General features: G+C 39.3%; 20 protein-coding genes. 5 read left to right on the forward strand and 15 right to left on the reverse strand.

Features of this window, described 5'->3' with window-relative positions; all coding sequences use genetic code 11:
* Positions 1-78: 78 nt before the first annotated feature.
* The 11 genes from ACLCEG_RS08410 to ACLCEG_RS08460 form a co-directional block, all read right to left on the reverse strand.
* On the reverse strand, positions 79-723 hold the full coding sequence (locus ACLCEG_RS08410; protein ID WP_410567088.1) for a tRNA-(ms[2]io[6]A)-hydroxylase: 645 nt from the start codon (positions 721-723) through the stop codon (positions 79-81).
* 6 nt (positions 724-729) lie between these two features.
* Positions 730-1,455, reverse strand: a complete 726-nt coding sequence (pdxJ, locus tag ACLCEG_RS08415) for a pyridoxine 5'-phosphate synthase (protein WP_004699978.1) — start codon at positions 1,453-1,455, stop codon at positions 730-732.
* Positions 1,456-1,468: 13 nt separating this feature from the next.
* Entirely contained in the window at positions 1,469-2,182 is a 714-nt protein-coding gene (recO, locus tag ACLCEG_RS08420) for a DNA repair protein RecO (RefSeq protein WP_213034346.1), read from the reverse strand.
* Positions 2,183-2,191: 9 nt separating this feature from the next.
* Positions 2,192-2,392: an NF038104 family lipoprotein gene (locus tag ACLCEG_RS08425; RefSeq protein ID WP_004699972.1), complete on the reverse strand. Its 201-nt coding sequence runs from the start codon at positions 2,390-2,392 to the stop codon at positions 2,192-2,194.
* Positions 2,393-2,410: 18 nt separating this feature from the next.
* Positions 2,411-3,433, reverse strand: coding sequence for a GTPase Era (era, locus tag ACLCEG_RS08430; protein WP_077163210.1), 1,023 nt, complete (start codon positions 3,431-3,433; stop codon positions 2,411-2,413).
* Positions 3,434-3,444: 11 nt separating this feature from the next.
* Complete coding sequence (gene rnc, locus ACLCEG_RS08435; RefSeq protein WP_019457245.1) at positions 3,445-4,137, reverse strand: ribonuclease III; 693 nt, start codon at positions 4,135-4,137, stop codon at positions 3,445-3,447.
* The gene (locus ACLCEG_RS08440; protein WP_019457246.1) at positions 4,109-4,483 is read right to left on the reverse strand and encodes a DUF4845 domain-containing protein; all 375 of its coding nucleotides are present in this window, start codon (positions 4,481-4,483) and stop codon (positions 4,109-4,111) included. Before ACLCEG_RS08440 ends, rnc begins: the two co-directional genes overlap by 29 nt.
* A 23-nt stretch (positions 4,484-4,506) precedes the next feature.
* Positions 4,507-5,334, reverse strand: coding sequence for a signal peptidase I (lepB, locus tag ACLCEG_RS08445; RefSeq protein WP_019457247.1), 828 nt, complete (start codon positions 5,332-5,334; stop codon positions 4,507-4,509).
* A 70-nt stretch (positions 5,335-5,404) separates the two neighbouring features.
* Complete coding sequence (lepA, locus tag ACLCEG_RS08450) at positions 5,405-7,222, reverse strand: translation elongation factor 4 (RefSeq protein ID WP_004699962.1); 1,818 nt, start codon at positions 7,220-7,222, stop codon at positions 5,405-5,407.
* 176 nt (positions 7,223-7,398) lie between these two features.
* Positions 7,399-7,851 carry an acyl-CoA thioesterase gene (locus ACLCEG_RS08455; RefSeq protein ID WP_077163142.1) on the reverse strand — a complete coding sequence of 151 codons (453 nt, stop codon included), beginning with the start codon at positions 7,849-7,851 and terminating at the stop codon, positions 7,399-7,401.
* A 120-nt stretch (positions 7,852-7,971) separates the two neighbouring features.
* Positions 7,972-9,348, reverse strand: a complete 1,377-nt coding sequence (locus ACLCEG_RS08460) for a Do family serine endopeptidase (protein ID WP_004699956.1) — start codon at positions 9,346-9,348, stop codon at positions 7,972-7,974.
* A 231-nt stretch (positions 9,349-9,579) separates the two neighbouring features.
* On the opposite strand from ACLCEG_RS08460, the gene nadB reads away from it, so the two are divergent.
* On the forward strand, positions 9,580-11,223 hold the full coding sequence (gene nadB, locus ACLCEG_RS08465) for an L-aspartate oxidase (RefSeq protein WP_151740463.1): 1,644 nt from the start codon (positions 9,580-9,582) through the stop codon (positions 11,221-11,223).
* Between the two features lie 57 nt (positions 11,224-11,280).
* On the opposite strand, the gene ACLCEG_RS08470 is transcribed toward nadB, so the two are convergent.
* The 4 genes from ACLCEG_RS08470 to pabC form a co-directional block, all read right to left on the reverse strand.
* Positions 11,281-11,697: a PaaI family thioesterase gene (locus ACLCEG_RS08470; RefSeq protein WP_004699951.1), complete on the reverse strand. Its 417-nt coding sequence runs from the start codon at positions 11,695-11,697 to the stop codon at positions 11,281-11,283.
* 134 nt (positions 11,698-11,831) lie between these two features.
* Entirely contained in the window at positions 11,832-12,431 is a 600-nt protein-coding gene (gene tmk / locus ACLCEG_RS08475) for a dTMP kinase (protein ID WP_004699949.1), read from the reverse strand.
* A 9-nt stretch (positions 12,432-12,440) separates the two neighbouring features.
* Positions 12,441-13,511: an endolytic transglycosylase MltG gene (mltG, locus tag ACLCEG_RS08480; protein ID WP_410567091.1), complete on the reverse strand. Its 1,071-nt coding sequence runs from the start codon at positions 13,509-13,511 to the stop codon at positions 12,441-12,443.
* 1 nt (position 13,512) lies between these two features.
* Entirely contained in the window at positions 13,513-14,325 is an 813-nt protein-coding gene (pabC, locus tag ACLCEG_RS08485) for an aminodeoxychorismate lyase (protein ID WP_100192441.1), read from the reverse strand.
* Positions 14,326-14,587: 262 nt separating this feature from the next.
* Between pabC and ACLCEG_RS08490 the strand changes: the two genes are divergently transcribed.
* From ACLCEG_RS08490 to cysW, 4 genes are all read left to right on the forward strand, one after another.
* Entirely contained in the window at positions 14,588-15,595 is a 1,008-nt protein-coding gene (locus ACLCEG_RS08490) for a sulfate ABC transporter substrate-binding protein (protein ID WP_002052521.1), read from the forward strand.
* A gap of 31 nt (positions 15,596-15,626) precedes the next feature.
* A complete protein-coding gene (locus ACLCEG_RS08495; RefSeq protein ID WP_004699940.1) occupies positions 15,627-16,235 on the forward strand; it encodes an RBBP9/YdeN family alpha/beta hydrolase in 609 nt (202 codons plus the stop codon).
* 80 nt (positions 16,236-16,315) lie between these two features.
* Positions 16,316-17,149 carry a sulfate ABC transporter permease subunit CysT gene (gene cysT, locus ACLCEG_RS08500; protein ID WP_191011998.1) on the forward strand — a complete coding sequence of 278 codons (834 nt, stop codon included), beginning with the start codon at positions 16,316-16,318 and terminating at the stop codon, positions 17,147-17,149.
* Positions 17,146-18,030, forward strand: a complete 885-nt coding sequence (cysW, locus tag ACLCEG_RS08505) for a sulfate ABC transporter permease subunit CysW (protein ID WP_002052783.1) — start codon at positions 17,146-17,148, stop codon at positions 18,028-18,030. The genes cysT and cysW overlap by 4 nt, the downstream gene beginning before the upstream one ends.
* Positions 18,031-18,035: the final 5 nt, after the last annotated feature.

Consider the following 18,035-nt stretch of genomic DNA (forward strand, 5'->3'; position numbering starts at 1 on the left):
TGATCCTACTAGATAAATTATACCCAATAAAAAAGTTTACCTTGGAAGGTAAACTTTTTTAACAAAAGCCGTCAAAAACTACGCAGGAACACCACTGTGAAAACGGAAAGTATCATCTGATGTTAATATCAGATTTTTTTCAACCTCACGAATATGTTCAATACGCTGCTGAATATCCTCTTTAGGATTTTTCATTTTTGCTGTTTTGGCCACATCGAGTGCGAGAGCTAAATAGTCTTCGAAATGACGTGATTCTGATTTAAGCAGATAACGATAATAGCGTCCTAACTCATCATCTACACGTGGAGCCAGTGCATGAAAGCGTTCGCATGAACGCGCTTCAACAAAAGCACCTACCACAAGTACGTCAATTAAAGCTTCAGGTTCATAGGTACGAATCTCTTTACGTAGACCACCAGCATAACGTCCGGCACTTAAACCAGTCCACTCTTGACCACGCTTAGCCATAAGCTCAAGCACTTGTTCGTAGTGAAGCATTTCTTCTCGTACAAGTTGAGCAAGTTTTACTTGTAAGTCAGGAAAGAAGCTATAGCGGAACATTAAGTTCATTGCTGTACTAGCAGCTTTCTTTTCACAATTAGCATGATCTTGCATCAAGATATCTAAATTATTGATTGCCTCATCCAACCATTCATTTGGGGTTTGACACCCCAAGAAGTCTAATACAGGCTGCATTAACTCATCATAATTGATACTCGACATTACTAATTATCCTGCTGCCTGAATTGCTGTTTTCATATCTTTAACAGCCTGTACCAGACCTACAAAAACACTCTCAGCAATAATTGAGTGACCAATATTTAACTCATGAATTTGTGGAATCGCTGCAATTGGAGCAATATTTTTTAGATTGAGACCATGACCCGCATTTACAACTAAACCTTTTGCTGCCGCGTATTCGACACCTTTTACGATACGTGCTAGTTCTTCTTGTTGGTCTTGCTCTGTTTCCGCATCTGCATACGCACCTGTATGTAACTCAATCGTAGGTGCTCCACATGCAATTGCCGCATCAATTTGAGCAAAATCTGCATCAATAAATAAAGATACATCACAACCCAATGCAGCTAAAGCTTGAGTTGCAGCCTTAACTTTTTCAAAATTAGCTACGACATCCAAACCACCTTCCGTTGTCACTTCTTGGCGTTTTTCAGGAACGAAGCACACATGCTGTGGCTGAATTTCTTTTGCAAACTCGACCATTTCATCAGTAACAGCCAACTCTAGATTCATACGCGTTTTTAACAATGGACGCATACGACGCACGTCATCATCTTGAATATGGCGACGGTCTTCACGCAAATGCAAAGTAATACCCTCTGCGCCAGCTTGTTCACAAATGAGAGCAGCTTCTACAGGATCTGGGTAAGTAGTACCGCGCGCCTGTCTTAAAGTAGCAACATGGTCTATGTTTACACCAAGCAATGCAGCCATAAATAAATCCTAATTACGATTGAGTTTGAGTGTTTTGAATCCACAATTGTCGACTTTTTAGGGGACGATCTCCTAAAAGCGATGTAATCATTTGACGGTATAGTTTACCTAATAATTGCAATTGTTCGTGAGAAAAATCCTGACCTTGCTCATAGTCCAACATAGATAAAATTGCTTTTCCAGACAGAGATGAACGGCCTGCCTGAATGACTGGAGCAAAGCCTTCAGTCACTTGAAATTGATAAAATTGATGTGGCAAAATTTCTTTTTGGGAGCTATCAACTGAAAAATCAATCGCGTAACCTAACTCAGGAAGCAAGGCATGTTCAAACTGTCTTAATATCTGTCTAAGAAAGAGATCTGGGTTTTCGTGCGAAGACAATTCTTGTAGTTGAAGTAGTGTTAATTGATATTGTTCAAATGTTTGCGGCATTGCTTCTTCTAAAGGGCAAAGTCTTAAAACAATTTCATTTAAATAAAAACCAGCGAAAAAAGCATCACCAAAAAAGAAAACTGGCTGATTTAATATTTCCAGCTTTGTAAAATTTTTCAGTTCACTTTTACCCGTAGCTTGTAAGCGGATAGGCTGATATTGAGGGGGTGGAGTTTGTCTTAAAATACCATCGACTCGCCCATACTCTTGAGTGAAGAGATGCACAATATGGCTTTTTTCACGATATTTACGATGATGAATCATATATCCATGCAGGATTTCATTGCGCATCATAAAAAGAAACTATTCCTTAGATTCTTTTTCTTTCTTATCGTCGTCATCACCATCAGGAATTACAGCTCCTACAACAGCAGCTGTACCCTTCACTACACCTTTAGTTGTTTTATAAGCAATACCTACTGGTACGGTTACAAGCTTGTACACACAACCTTGCAACATCAATGCACATCCAACAATAGCTAATATTGATGTAATTGCTTTCATACCAGTATTCCCTGCTTCTTAGATATCACTATATCCTAAACTTTTTAAAGCACGCTCATCATCAGACCAACCGCCTTTAACCTTAACCCATAAGGTAAGCATGATCTTTTGTTCGAACATTTTTTCCATATCTTTACGGGCATCCATACCAATCGTTTTAAGCTTGGCACCTTTCTCACCAATTACGATTGCTTTTTGACCAGCACGATCCACAAAAATAGTTGCATCGATATAAGTACAAGCTGGTTTTAATCGTCCCGTTTTCTCATTAACAGTTTCTTCTTCCGTTTTGAAAGATTCAATTTGCACTGTTAAATCGTATGGAAGCTCTTCGCCCAACTGACGCATGATTTTTTCACGGATGATCTCACTTGCCAAGAAGCGCTCAGAACGGTCCGTAATTTGATCAAATGAATACAGTGGTGGCTGATAAGGAAGATATTTTTCAATCGTTTCACTTAAATGTTCCAAGTTAGCTCCACGTAGAGCAGAAACAGGAACAATCTCAGCAAAATTCATAAGCTTAGTACGCTCTTGAATTAGAGGAAGAATCTCTCTTTTATCTTCAAAAGTATCAGCTTTGTTAATCACCAAAATAACTGGCATTTCAGCATTCTTGAGTTTCTCAAGAACTAAATCGTCATTTTGAGTCCACTTATAAGCATCGATAACAAATAAAACTAAGTTAACGTCACGTAGTGCAGAATGCGCAGCACGGTTCATCATTTTATTGATTGCACGTACTTCTTTCTTATGCATCCCCGGTGTATCTACATAGACCGCTTGCATTTTTTCACGTGAATCAATACCAATAATTTTATGGCGTGTCGTTTGAGGTTTACGCGAAGTAATCGAGAGTTTTTGACCCAATAAATGGTTCATGAGGGTAGATTTACCCACATTTGGACGTCCCACAATCGCCACAAATCCGCTCTTAAAATCCGAAGGAATTGTAACGCCTTTGGAACTAAAAAATTGATCAATCAGATTGTTTGGATCTTGGTTTTCATTTGAATCTGGATTGATTTGATCAGAATGCATCGACATGCAGGTTATTGCTCCAATAACTTTAAAATTTCCGCCGCTGCTGCCTGCTCGGCAAAACGACGACTTGACCCCTCACCATAAATCTTTGGTAAACCATCTACTAAACATTCGACCTTAAAGTGCTGATGAGGTGCATCACCCTGAATATCTACAACCTCGTAAACAGGGAGAGGTTTTTTACGTGCTTGTAGATACTCTTGTAAACGTGATTTTGGATCCTTGAGTTGATCTGTTGGCTCAATATGATCTAAATAAGGTACATACCATTTTAACACAATATCGTTGAGTAGGTTCAGGTCACTACAATCAAGATATATTGCGCCAATAATCGCTTCTACAGTATCTGCCAATATTGACTCACGATGATGACCACCAGATTTCAATTCGCCCGTGCTTAATATTAAACACCGACTAAGTTGCAAATCGGTTGCAATTTTACCTAAAGCTTCTTGGCGAACCAGAGTCGCACGCATACGCGTTAAACGCCCCTCATTTTCATGTGGGTAGGCATGATATAAATAATTGGCGATGATCATCCCCAACAACGAATCGCCTAAAAACTCCAAACGTTCATAGTTATACCTATGACTCACCGAACGATGAGTCAAAGCTAACTGTAGCAATTCGGGCTGCTTAAATTGATAACCGATCCGACTGAGTAAGCGAGGATCACTTAGTTTGAACTGATGTTTTGTCAAAACTCTTCTCAAATGTTAAAACTAAATCAATATTTAGTAAGAATGGTTTTCTTACTTCATATTTCTTTTTGACAATTAGACCCGATTGGTTAAACACTTCAGCAATCTCTTTAAAATGGAGATCACGAATATTGTTCATTTCCAATCGTTGATCCATTTGTGTCATAAACTTTTGGGGTGTGGTATCAGCTGAGCTTTGTTGCATAAGCTCAGTAATCTGATTATTAATCACACGATCATCCCAATATGCTGGCCAAACTGCAAGTACGGCTTTCGCCGCAATTGCAAATATGACCACCCCAAATAAAATTGCTAAATACGAAGTACCCTGTTGTGCCTTACGCATTTTTGTTTTCCTAATGGTTGTTTTTAATCTATTTTTCCATTTCGGTTAAAGCTTGGCAGGTGGAAACCAGGTTCTTTATGCATCCAGACATAGAAAGCTCGGCCTGTTAAGTTTTCTTCAGGAACAAAGCCCCAGAAACGACTGTCAGCACTTTGATCGCGGTTGTCACCCATTGCAAAGTAATGTCCTTTTGGAACTGTCACTTCCCAATATAAACCGTCTTGGTTCGAATATTTGCCATTATCAACATAGTTGATAAAAGGTGCCTGACGCGCAACATTTACGCCTTCAAGCTCACGCATTGTAAAGGTATGATCACCAATCGTCTCTTTATGATAAATCGACGTAGGTGTATCTAAAGCATCTTTTTCACGACTAAACTGAGTTGCTACTTTAGGAATTTTTTGACCATTAATAATCAATTGCCCATGATCATAAACAATATGATCACCCGGTAAACCAATTACACGTTTAATGTAGCTAATAGTCGGCTGAGGTGGATAACGAAATACAATGACATCACCACGTTTAGGCTCACCAACATCAATCACTTTTTTATTGACGATAGGTAAACGAACACCATAGTCAAACTTGTTAACCAAAATAAAATCGCCAGTCTCTAAAGTTGGAACCATAGAGTCTGATGGAATGTTAAATGGTTCATAAAGGAATGAACGTAATACAAGCACAACAGCTAAAACTGGCCAAAAGTCATAGGCCCATGTAATAACAAAATTTTCGTTCTCTCGCCCTTTATTCGCACGCTGTTTAAAAACGAGCTTATCTAGCAACCACACTGCAAATAAAATCAGCGTAACTGGAACAAGAATTAAATTAAAATCAAAATCCACATGACCTCACTCGCAGCCTAGCTGCTTGCTTTATGGCTGGGAGAATATAAGTTCATCCCAGCCCTTTCTTTTATCTTTCTACTTTCAAAACAGCTAAGAACGCTTCTTGTGGAATTTCTACACTACCCACTTGTTTCATACGTTTCTTACCTTCTTTTTGTTTAGAAAGTAATTTCTTCTTACGAGACACGTCACCGCCGTAACATTTTGCTAGAACGTTTTTACGCATCGCCTTAACGGTCGAACGAGCAATAATTTGCGCACCAATGGCAGCCTGAATTGCCACATCAAACATCTGACGTGGAATCAAGTCTTTCATTTTTTCAACTAGAGCAATACCACGATGACGAGCATCATTACGGTGACAAATCATAGCCAAGGCATCAACCTTTTCACTATTAATTAACACATCAACCTTAACTAAAGATGAACTTTCAAAACGTACGAAGTTATAGTCTAGCGATGCAAAACCACGTGAACATGATTTCAGCTTATCAAAGAAATCCATTACGACTTCAGCCATTGGAATTTCAAAAGTAATCGAAACTTGATTACCTAAGAATTTCATGTCTTTTTGTACACCACGACGCTCAATACATAAGGTCATGACATTACCTAAGTATTCTTGCGGCACAAGAATGTGACATTCAGCAATTGGCTCACGTAAATCTTCAACAACTGAACCATCTGGCATTTTAGATGGACTATCGATATAGATCGTCTCACCTTTTTTGGTAACAGCTTCATAAACTACTGTTGGTGCAGAGCTAATTAAATCGAGATCGTACTCACGCTCTAAACGCTCTTGTACGATTTCCATATGCAACATGCCCAAGAAACCACAGCGGAAACCGAAACCAAGTGCATCTGAACTTTCAGGTTCAAAGAACAAGGCAGAATCGTTAATTTGTAATTTCTGTAATGCTTCGCGGAATGGTTCAAAGTCACTTGAATCGATTGGGAAAAGACCCGCATAAACCTGCGGTTTAACCTTTTTGAAACCCGGTAACGTTGCAACGTCTGGTGTAGTTGCAAGTGTAATCGTATCACCTACTGGCGCACCAAAAATGTCTTTAATACCTGCAATAACAAAACCTACTTCACCAGCTTCAAGAATATCTGTTTCAGTATGCTTAGGGTTAAATACACCAACAGAAGTTACCGGATGAGTTTGTCCTGTCGACTTAACCAACATTTTGTCGCCCTTACGGATACGACCTTGTTTAATACGGACAAGAGAAACTACACCTAAGTAGTTATCAAACCATGAATCGATAATTAACGCTTGAAGTGGAGCTTCACGGTCACCTTCTGGTGCCGGAATAACATCAACTAAACGCTCTAATACACCTTCAACGCCTAAACCTGTTTTTGCTGAACAAGTCGGTGCATCTGTCGCTTCAATCCCGATAATTTCTTCAATTTCATGAATTACACGTTCAGGTTCAGCCTGCGGTAAATCAATTTTATTCAAGATAGGAAGAACTTCGAGACCTTGTTCAATAGCTGTATAACAGTTTGCAACTGATTGTGCTTCTACGCCTTGCGCAGCATCAACAACCAATAATGCACCTTCACATGCAGCTAATGAACGAGAAACTTCATACGAGAAGTCAACGTGCCCAGGTGTATCAATAAAATTAAGCTGATATTCCTGCCCATTTGGATGGGTGTAATACAATGTCACAGACGCTGCTTTAATGGTAATCCCACGTTCGCGCTCAAGCTCCATTGAGTCCAAGACCTGAGCTTGCATCTCACGATCTTGTAGGCCACCACACATCTGAATGAAACGGTCAGCTAAAGTAGACTTACCATGATCAATATGAGCGATAATCGAGAAGTTTCGGATATTTTTGATATCAACGGATTTTTTAGCTTGCGCCATGGGCTACCTTGAGAAAATATAAAGTGCTATGTAGCTTGTTTTAATACATAGCCAAAGCGGTTTAACAAATTGCGAGAGATTATAGCAGATGGATATTTTAAAGTATCCAAAATAATCATGAGCTTTGTACTTATGTTCTAAAAAATGACAATTCAAAGCACATGTAATACTTCCGACTAACGAACATATGAAATAGTAAAATCCAAAGGATTTATGCTTGTATCGAGGGGCTTATAAGCTTGTGTAAAAGTTGGTGACATCCGTTTTGGTCGGCCAGATTCAATTTCAATACATGCCCATTTGGTATTCCCAACAAATAAGACTGCCTGATCAGAGGGACGATAAAAAACATACTGGCGAAATGAATAAAGTGCATTGATATCATCTAGCCATGTTCGCAGCACAATTTCTTCGCCTTCAAACGCAGCCTTACGGTATTGCACATGATGCTCAACAGCAACCATTGCATGTTTAAGCTCAAGGTATTTGGTTACGCCTACCCCTAATGTTTCAACATGAGCAGCAGCAACATCTTGCATCCATTGGACATACATTACATTGTTAACATGACCCAAAGCATCAATATGCTGTGGCTGAACCTGAATATGCAAATCGAAAATACTGCTCACAAAACACCCACTTTAATCATTAAACCTAAAACCACAATTAAATTAGCTAGATCGAACATTATGCCGAATACAAATAATAAAAAACCACCCATTTTCAGGGTGGTTCATTTTTAAATCATTTTACTGGATACGCAAACCAAGCATTGCACGTTGGCCTTGACGAATAATTCCAACACGCGCAACCGTATTTTTTTGTAAGTTAGAAACAACTTTTGCAAAATCTTGGCTATTCAAAATTTGAGTATTATTAACCTGAATAATCACATCACCCGGAATAATATTTGACAATGATGCTAGTCCACCACGGCGAACATCTTGAACATAAATACCACCTTTTACGCTCAATGCATTTTTCTCGGGCTCAGCTAAATCACGAATACTCATGCCTAAAACCGGACCTTTAGAGGCAGAAGTCTGAGCACCTGTAGCTGGTGTTTCATCTGGTGCGGTTGCCAGAGTTGCCGAAATATTACGAGTTTTATCATCACGTAATACTTCAAACTGAACAGTTTGATTTGGCTGTACTTTGTTTAAAGCATAGAGCAAATCACTTGTGCGTAGTACAGAAGTTCCATTAAGTTTTAAAATCACATCACCAGCTCTAAGCCCTGCTTTTTGAGCAGGTGAATTTGGCGTAACTTGTGTGATAAGAGCGCCTTCTGGTTTAGGTAATTTGTAGGCATCAGCAAGGTTACGATCAATATCTTGCATCATAACGCCTAAGTATGAACGAGTAACCTTCCCTTTGGTTTTAAGCTGTTCAGCTACATCCATCGCAACATCGATTGGAATAGAGAAAGACAAGCCCATATAACCCCCAGTACCACTAAAGATACGTGAGTTTACTCCGACTACTTCACCGTTTTGATTAAACAATGGACCACCTGAGTTACCTGGGTTTAAAGCCACATCTGTTTGAATAAACGGTACAGAGGTTTCACCACTCATATTTCGTGATTTAGCACTGACAATACCTGCTGAGGCTGAGTAATCAAAACCAAATGGTGAACCAATTGCTAAAACAGGCTCACCGACTCGTAAGCGGTCAACATTACCCACTTTTAAAGCTGGATAATTATTCCCATTCACTTTTAATAATGCAACATCGGTACGTTCATCACTACCAACCACAGTTGCATCAATCTCACGACGGTCATTTAAAGTAATACTAATGCGGGAAGCATTTTCAATCACATGATGGTTTGTGAGTAAGTAACCATCTTTACTAATAAAGAATGCACTACCGTATGCGGTTTTTTCTTGAGGACCTTGTTGCTGTGGAATGATGACCTGATTACCAAAGAAACGTTTTAAAATTTCAGGAACTTGCTGTTGTAACAGTTCATCCTGAGTCATTTTTTTTACGACATTTACACTCACCACAGCTGGACTAACTTGTTCAACGAGGTTTGAAAAATCAACAGCAGCGTTTGCCTGAACAGCGGCAACTGTAAATACCGCTGCATACATTCCTTGTTGTAAATAGCGAGATTTCATTCGGTGCTCACCCACAATTGGTCTACGAGAAATAAGAATAAAACTTTTGTATCACAATGCTTTGGAATTGTGCGTAACAATATGTTTACTTATAAGACATCATGATCACGTTTATTTTACACATTGCAATTTTTTAAGGTAATTGCAATTTTTCTGTGACTTAGAGCGCTTAAGCTCTTGCCTTTTTAGGTAAAAAGGGGTGTCATTAGCGGACGTTTTAAATTGATGCGAATGGACATGCCTAATCAACAGACAATTCACCACTTTGATGTGATTATTGTGGGCAGTGGCGGTGCTGGTTTAAGTCTGGCTTTATCGTTACCAAGTCATTTTAATATTGCAGTTTTAGCCAAAGCTGCTTTGACTGAAGCAAGTACCTTCTATGCACAAGGCGGTGTTGCTGCTGTTCTTGATGAAACTGACTCTATTCAACAACACATTAATGACACGATGATTGCAGGTGCTCATTTATGTGAAATAGATGCAGTTCAACATACTGTAGAAGGCGGTCGCCCTTCTGTTGATTTCCTTTTAGAGCAAGGTGTTCAGTTCACCTTAGATGAAGATGAGCAACTTCACTTAACGCGTGAAGGGGGTCACTCACAGCGCCGCATTATCCATTCTGCTGATGCTACTGGTAAAGCTATTTCAACCACGTTAGTTGAACGTGCCAAAGAACGCGAAAATATTACTATTTTTGAAAACTACATTGCGATTGATTTAATCACGTCGCATAAATTGGGACATACAGATCAAGCAAATCGCGCTATTGGTTTGTATGCCTTAGATGAAAACACTGAAAAAGTTCATACTTTCCTTGCACCATTCACCGCACTTGCTTGCGGTGGTGCGATGAAAGCTTACCTTTATACGTCTAATCCAGATATTGCTACAGGCGATGGCATTGCCATGGCTTACCGCGCAGGTTGCCGTGTAGCCAATATGGAATTTAACCAGTTCCACCCAACTTGCCTATACCATCCACAAGCGCGTTCGTTCTTAATTACCGAAGCCATGCGTGGTGAAGGTGCTTATTTACGCTTGCCAGATGGCGAACGTTTTATGCTTCGTTTTGATGATCGTGCAGAGTTGGCTCCTCGCGATATTGTAGCACGTACCATTGACCACGAAATCAAGCGTCTCGGTATTCGTCATGTATGGTTAGATATTACCCACAAATCACCTGAATTTATTAAAGAGCACTTCCCTACACTTTATGCACGATTGCTTGAGTTAGGTATCGACATTACCAAAGACATGATTCCAGTAGTGCCAGCAGCTCACTATACATGTGGTGGTGTTGTAGTTGACTCAAATAGTCAGACCGATATTGAAGGTCTATATGCAATCGGTGAAACCTCTTATACAGGTTTACATGGTGCAAACCGTATGGCGAGTAACTCATTACTTGAGTGCTTTGTTTACGGCATGAGTGCAGCAAAAGACATCGAAAATAAGTTTGATGAAAACTTCAAATTACCAGAAGTACCGACTTGGGATGACTCTCAAGTAACCAACCCAGATGAAGATGTGGTGATTTTGCAAAACTGGGATGAGTTACGTTCGACCATGTGGAACTACGTTGGTATTGTCAGAACCACGAAACGTTTAGAACGTGCCTTACACCGTATAGAGATGTTAAAGCGTGAAATCACTGAATATTATCAAGATTACCGTGTTAGCAAAAACCTGATTGAACTGCGTAATCTTGTGCTCGTTTCTGAGATGATTGTTCGCTGTGCCATGCACCGCAAAGAATCACGTGGGCTACACTATACGCTCGATTATCCAGAAACTTCGAAAGAGATTCGTAAAACAGTTTTAACTCCTCCAACTTTTGCAGTAGAACAACCATTGGTTAATACCGAAATTTAAACTGTTCTTCTTATAAAAAAAGCACAGCTCTTGCTGTGCTTTTTTTGAATTTAATATTCATGGTCTAGGTGGAATTGAATAAGTTGCGGTTACATGTGCTACTGGTTCATCTAATCCAACTGAATAAATCCATACCTCACCCACGACAAGACTCTTCCCTACTTTCATGAGCTTACATTCGCTGCGTAGATCTTTATCACCTGCGGGTTTTCTAAGAAAGTTAATATTAAAATTCGTCGTTACCGCCAAACCAACAATTCCAATTTCACCGAGTATTGCGATATACAAAGCAAAGTCTGCCAAAGTCATCATGGTAGGTCCAGATATGGTACCGCCTGGGCGTTGATGTCTTTGATCTACGTGATAATAAACGACAGCTGCTTTAGGCGTAACTGATTCAATCGTGCAATGTTCAAGACTTGGGGGAAATTCCTTTTCAAGAAACGCTATAATTTCTTCTTTTGAACTTTTCATCCTTGTTTTTCTTCGATTTAAGAACAGTATTCAAAATAGCATAAAATATTGCTCAATATGTTCTATGTTCTTTTTAAGCAGATTTGTCATTATTTTTTAACCACTCCCACAAATATGAGAGTGGCTTTTATTATTTATCCTAAATATTGTAAGGCTTGCTCAAAAACCTGATCAGGACTTTGCGTAGCATCTAAACGTTTAATACGTTCAGGCTCAGCTTTCCATAAGGTCTCATAACCTTCACGAACTTTAGTAAAGAAACTTAACTTTTCTTGTTCAAAACGGTCTAAAGCTCCACGCTCACGTGCACGGTTCATACCGAGTTCAATCGGTGCATCTAACCAGAAAGTCACGTTTGGCATACGTGAAACAAAATTCTGATTTAAAAGCTGTAATTTATCTTGGCTTAAACCACGACCCGAACATTGGTAAGCAAAGCTTGCATCGGTAAAGCGATCACTTAAAACAATTTTGCTAGACTCTAGAGCCGGCAAAATCACTTGTTGTAAGTGTTGCGCACGTGCCGCATAAATTAAGAGTAGTTCAGTATCGTGACTCATATTTTCATCATGATTTACCGCTAAAAGCATTGAACGTATTTGTTCTGCTAAAGGTGTACCACCTGGTTCACGGGTTAAAACAACTTGTTTACCTTGCTCTTCAAAATGCTGATGAATTTTTCGAATGAGTGTAGTTTTACCCACCCCTTCCGTGCCTTCAAAGCTAATAAACATCTTTTTTCCTTATTTCTTCGATCTCAACACGGATAAGTACTCTTGTACCGCTTGATTATGAGCCTGTAAATCTGCTGTAAATTTATGACCGCCATTACCAGTTGCCACAAAATAAATATTATTTGAGTCATCTGGATGTAATGCTGCTTCAATTGCCTTTTGACTAGGTAAAGCAATTGGTGTCGGCGGTAAACCATTAATGGTATAGGTATTATATGCAGTTGGTGTACGTAAGTCTTCGCGAGTAATCTTGCCTTTATAGTTATCACCCATTCCATAAATCACGGTTGGGTCAGTTTGTAAACGCATACCAATTTTCAAACGGCGCACAAATACACCAGATACTTGCCCAAGCTCACTATCTACACTTGTTTCTTTTTCAACAATTGAAGCCATAATTAAAGCTTCATACTTATCTTTATAAGGTAAGTTTGGTGCACGATTTACCCAAGCAGTATCTAAGGCTTTCATTTGATGATGATATAAAGCGGTGAGGATTTTTTTATCAGTCTCACCTTTTGCAAAGAAATAAGTGTTAGGCGCAAATAAACCTTCCGGATGATGATATGGAATTCCTAGCGCCTTCATGAGCTGATCATCAGGTAGATCGAGTATTGTATTTTTTACATTTTTATCATTTTTCAAAGCAGTAATAAGCTGTTTAAAGGTCGTACCTTCAATCACCAAAACACGGTTCATCTGAGCATTATCCGCATTAGACAACATCTCTAATACTTGCCTTACGCTCATTCCCTGTTCGATTTCATACACACCAGCTTTCATGCTGTCATGAATCATGAACTTTTGATAAAGCTTAAGTACAATAGGGAAATGGATTTTGTTGTCTTTGGCTAAATGATCAATAAAACCAGAATAGGTTTCACCTGAGGTGATCGATAGCATCTGCTTTTTCCCTTCAACAGGATAAGCTTTAAATAAACTTGACCACAAAATAGCAAAAATAGAAATTAAAACGATAAAAAAGCCAATCAGCACCAACTTTTTAGGAAAATGAGATGCTGTTTTATTGCCCTTTTTTTTAGCATTTTTTGCTTTCGCGTTCACAGGTGGCTTCGGCATATTAATGAATCTGATTCAAGTTAAGATTATGAAATAAATTTAGGCACGCCTGTGAATCTAGAGTTTGTTCACCTATTTGAGTAACTACTCGCATTGGATGTAAAGCATTACAAAAGAATAGACTCTGTATTTGTGGCACTTCATCTAATTCAATTATTCTGACTTCGCAGGCAATTCCATGGTGCTGCATACGCGCCAAAATTTCTGCACGCATCACACCGTGGACGCCATTATAGCGAAGTTCCGGTGTAATCCATCTATCATTTAAACGAATAAAACAATTACTGCTTACCCCTTCAACAATATAACCTTGTACATCAGATACTAATGCTTCTGCCCACCCTTGTTGATCTGCTTCTTTTTTTAGCAGTACCTGTTCCAGACGGTTTAAAGATTTAAGTCCAACTAGACTTGGCATGGTTAAACCCAAGGCCTGATTTAAAACCCCACACTTAATAAAGTCTGGTCGGAACTGATCTAATGCTTTTGGATAGAACCAGACATAAATATCAGCTTCATGCTTTGGCAAACTATAACCACGGTCACCTTCACCACGGCTAATTACAATTTTTAAAGTGCCATTGAGTACAAGGTTTTGTTTATATAGATGCTGTAAACTCTGTTCAATGAAGTCAAAGTTTGCAGTTAAAGCTAGTTTTTGGGAGGCAAATTTTAGACGTTCCCAGTGTCGAGCCTTAAGCTCAATCTTATTTTGAAAAATACGAATTGTGGTAAAGCATCCATCTCCATAATGAAATGCTCGGTCTAGTAACGGAATGGTTTCAACAGGTTGCCCATTTTTAAAACACCACATGCTTAGTCCGTCCTTTCTTAAAAACCGCCCAACAATACAACACCTTTCATTTAATTAATAAATGACTGATTTTAAAAAATTATACCGATTTAATTAGCACTTTTGAAACTTGTTATATATCAAGATTTAAGAATAGCTTATCCATTTTTTATATTTCTATATTTTTCATATTAAATTCGTTTTTTATTATTTTTTTAGAATAAAGACTAGCGCTATTCTGCGTTCATGTTTTGAACATTTCGTATTTTTGAGGGGTTATCTCATGCGTTTTTCTCAATTAAAAGTCGGGGTTATTGCTGCACTTCTTTCTGTTTCATCATTTGCAGCTCAAGAATTCTTAAACGTTTCTTATGATCCAACTCGCGAGTTATATACAGACTTTAATAAACAGTTCGGTACTTATTGGAAACAGCGTACTGGACAAGATATTCAGTTTAAACAATCACACGGTGGTTCTGGTAAACAGGCTCGTGCCGTGATTGATGGCTTAAATGCTGACGTTGTGACATTAGCGCTTGCAGCTGATATTGATGAAATTGCTGAAAAAGCAAAATTGCTTCCAACTGATTGGCAGAAGAAGTTGCCACAAAACTCTACTCCATACACATCAACAATCGTGTTTTTGGTACGCAAGGGTAACCCTAAACAAATTAAAGACTGGGGTGACTTAATCAAACCAGGTGTAGAAATTATTACACCAAACCCGAAAACTTCTGGCGGTGCTCGCTGGAACTACCTTGCAGCTTGGGCTTGGGCAAAACATCAACCAGGTGGTAACGATGCTAAAGCACAAGAATATGTCCGCCAAATTTATAAGCACACTAAAGTTCTAGATTCGGGTGCACGCGGTGCAACCACGACTTTTGCTGAACGTGGCATTGGTGATGTATTGCTTGCTTGGGAAAATGAAGCTCATTTAGCTGTTCGCGAACAACCAGGCAAATTTGAAATTATTACCCCGTCTCTTTCGATTTTAGCTGAACCACCAGTTGCTGTTGTTGAGAAAAACGCTGCCAAAAAAGGCAATCTCACCATTGCTAAAGGGTACCTTAACTACTTGTACTCACCTGCTGGCCAAGAAATTGCAGCACGTAACTTCTACCGCCCTCGTAATGCAGCTGTACTCAAAAAATACAGCAATGTATTTAAACCATTGAAACTCGTGACGATTGATAAAGAGTTTGGCGGTTGGACAAAAGTACAAAAACAACACTTTGATAATGGTGGTGTTTTCGATCAAATCGTGAAAATCAATAGTGCAGAGAAGTAATTCTTTGTACTAACGATAAAGGAGAACAGACATGACTCACTCTGTAATTGTTCCAGGTGTAGGTGGAAGTGAACATCAACATTGGCAATCTTGGTTGCAGCGTCAACTCGTGTCTAGTTCTCGTGTTGAGCAAAAAAACTGGGATAGACCCGTATTAAGTGAATGGATTGAACAATTTGTTAAAACAGTTCAAGCGGTACAAGCACCTGTGCAAATTGTTGCACATAGTTTCGGTTGCTTAACCAGTGTTGCTGCTTTAGCTGAGCATCCTGAGTTACAAGCTCAAGTTAAAAAACTAATTTTGGTTGCTCCTGCAAATCCGGCACGTTTTGGTGAAGCAGGCTTTGCTCGCCATAGCTTGACTGACTACAAAGATTATTTTCATCAGTTAAAAATTAATGTGCCTACAACACTACTGATTAGTGAAAATGATCCTTGGTTAGATTTTTTTGATGCTTTACAACTTGCTAAAGCTTGGCAATTAAATCCTATTAATCTTGGAGAAGTCGGTCATATTAATGTTGCTTCCGGTTTTGGCCCATTCCCTGATTTACTGAACTATCTACTTCCTGAAGACTCGATGTGTAGCCACTCATCTATTGATCCGGTAAAGACACATTTCTCTTTGAAATTTGCTTAATACCCAGCTTTATACCGCGCCGTTTATCTTTATTTATTCGCTTACTGGTTTCAGCAGGCTTTTCTCTTTGAGGAAATATCATGTCGCAGCGATCCCGAGTGCTGCCTGGGTTTGGTCTATCATTGGGCTTCACCCTCGCCTACGTTTCTTTTATTGTGCTTATTCCATTAGCCGCAGTCTTTATCAAATCATTTGGAATCGGATGGGACGGTCTATGGGAAATTTTAACCTCTGAACGTATTTTAAAATCGCTTCAACTCAGCTTTAGTTCAGCTTTAATTGCGGCGTTTATTAATGTTGTTTTCGGACTACTTTTAGCTTGGTGCCTTGTCCGTTATAACTTTCCCGGAAAACGTCTAGTTGATGCTTTAGTAGACTTACCTTTTGCACTACCAACGGCAGTTGCAGGTATTGCACTTACTTCGCTTTATGCACCAACTGGCTGGATTGGTCAATATTTAGAACCACTCGGTATTCATGTTGCTTATACACCGATCGGGATTACGCTAGCTTTAGTATTTATTGGTATTCCTTTTATTGTTCGAACTGTTCAACCTGTACTAAGCGATATCGAAACCGAGCTTGAAGAAGCTGCTTCTGCACTTGGAGCAAATCGCTGGCAGACGATTACTAAAATTATTTTGCCAATATTACTACCTGCTCTATTTACAGGCTTTGCTTTAGCATTTGCTCGTGGCGTGGGTGAGTATGGTTCTGTAATTTTCATCGCAGGTAACCAGCCGTTTAAAACAGAAATTGCCCCGCTCATGATCATTTCTCGCCTTGAAGAATATGACTATGCAGGTGCAACCACCATTGCAGCGGTCATGTTAGTTCTCTCTTTCATTATTTTATTTGCTATTAATTTACTGCAAGCCTGGGCAAACCGTCGTACAGGGAGAAATATCACATGAATCTACATACCGACAGCAATGCACTTGCTTTAAAGCTACAGTCTCGTGATGCGACTCGTGAACCGACTTGGGTACGTTATACGCTCATTACAGTTGCACTGATTTTCTTTCTTAGTTGCTTAATGCTGCCACTTATTTTGGTTTTTGTTGAAGCATTTAAACAAGGCCTTGAAGTTTATGTTCAGGCTCTAATTGATCCAGATACTTTGTCAGCGGTGAAATTAACATTACTCACCGCAGCGATTGCCGTTCCAATTAACGTGATATTTGGTGTTGCCGCAGCATGGGCTGTTTCTAAGTTCCAGTTTAAAGGCAAAGCGATTTTAACCACCATTATTGATATGCCTTTTTCGGTTTCGCCTGTTATTGCAGGTTTAATGATTGTACTGATTTTTGGTGCTCAAGGTTGGTTAGGCGGCTGGTTAATGGACCATGACATCAAGATTTTATATGCCGTGCCCGGAATTGTTTTAGCGACCATCTTTATTACCGTTCCCTTTGTTGCACGTGAATTAATTCCACTCATGGAAGCTCAAGGAACAGAAGAAGAAGAAGCCGCGATTGTACTTGGTGCCTCAGGCTGGCAAACCTTTTGGAAAGTCACTCTGCCTAACATTAAGTGGGGTTTAATTTACGGCGTGATTTTGTGTAATGCCCGTGCAATGGGTGAGTTCGGTGCAGTATCGGTAGTTTCTGGCCACATCCGTGGTGAAACCAATACCCTGCCACTTCATGTTGAAATTTTATATAACGAGTACACCTTTAGTGCAGCCTTTGCCGTGTCCTCATTACTTGCTTTCTTAGCCTTATTAACACTGGTATTGAAAACTTGGTTAGAACTTCATCAAGACAAACCAGAACCGCATTCAACTGATTCGTAAGGAAT

Source organism: Acinetobacter sp. H1(2024) (assembly GCF_046557555.1).
Classification (GTDB): Bacteria; Pseudomonadota; Gammaproteobacteria; order Pseudomonadales; family Moraxellaceae; genus Acinetobacter; species Acinetobacter seifertii.

Bases quoted from the DNA above. Each gene is read 5' to 3' on its own strand.
- ACLCEG_RS08410 (WP_410567088.1), bottom strand. From the start codon at position 723: ATGTCGAGTATCAATTATGATGAGTTAATGCAGCCTGTATTAGACTTC.
- pdxJ (WP_004699978.1), bottom strand. From the start codon at position 1,455: ATGGCTGCATTGCTTGGTGTAAACATAGACCATGTTGCTACTTTAAGA.
- recO (WP_213034346.1), bottom strand. From the start codon at position 2,182: ATGATGCGCAATGAAATCCTGCATGGATATATGATTCATCATCGTAAA.
- ACLCEG_RS08425 (WP_004699972.1), bottom strand. From the start codon at position 2,392: ATGAAAGCAATTACATCAATATTAGCTATTGTTGGATGTGCATTGATG.
- era (WP_077163210.1), bottom strand. From the start codon at position 3,433: ATGCATTCTGATCAAATCAATCCAGATTCAAATGAAAACCAAGATCCA.
- ACLCEG_RS08440 (WP_019457246.1), bottom strand. From the start codon at position 4,483: ATGCGTAAGGCACAACAGGGTACTTCGTATTTAGCAATTTTATTTGGG.
- lepA (WP_004699962.1), bottom strand. From the start codon at position 7,222: ATGGCGCAAGCTAAAAAATCCGTTGATATCAAAAATATCCGAAACTTC.
- ACLCEG_RS08460 (WP_004699956.1), bottom strand. From the start codon at position 9,348: ATGAAATCTCGCTATTTACAACAAGGAATGTATGCAGCGGTATTTACA.
- nadB (WP_151740463.1), top strand. From the start codon at position 9,580: ATGGACATGCCTAATCAACAGACAATTCACCACTTTGATGTGATTATT.
- ACLCEG_RS08470 (WP_004699951.1), bottom strand. From the start codon at position 11,697: ATGAAAAGTTCAAAAGAAGAAATTATAGCGTTTCTTGAAAAGGAATTT.
- tmk (WP_004699949.1), bottom strand. From the start codon at position 12,431: ATGTTTATTAGCTTTGAAGGCACGGAAGGGGTGGGTAAAACTACACTC.
- mltG (WP_410567091.1), bottom strand. From the start codon at position 13,511: ATGCCGAAGCCACCTGTGAACGCGAAAGCAAAAAATGCTAAAAAAAAG.
- pabC (WP_100192441.1), bottom strand. From the start codon at position 14,325: ATGTGGTGTTTTAAAAATGGGCAACCTGTTGAAACCATTCCGTTACTA.
- ACLCEG_RS08490 (WP_002052521.1), top strand. From the start codon at position 14,588: ATGCGTTTTTCTCAATTAAAAGTCGGGGTTATTGCTGCACTTCTTTCT.
- ACLCEG_RS08495 (WP_004699940.1), top strand. From the start codon at position 15,627: ATGACTCACTCTGTAATTGTTCCAGGTGTAGGTGGAAGTGAACATCAA.
- cysT (WP_191011998.1), top strand. From the start codon at position 16,316: ATGTCGCAGCGATCCCGAGTGCTGCCTGGGTTTGGTCTATCATTGGGC.
- cysW (WP_002052783.1), top strand. From the start codon at position 17,146: ATGAATCTACATACCGACAGCAATGCACTTGCTTTAAAGCTACAGTCT.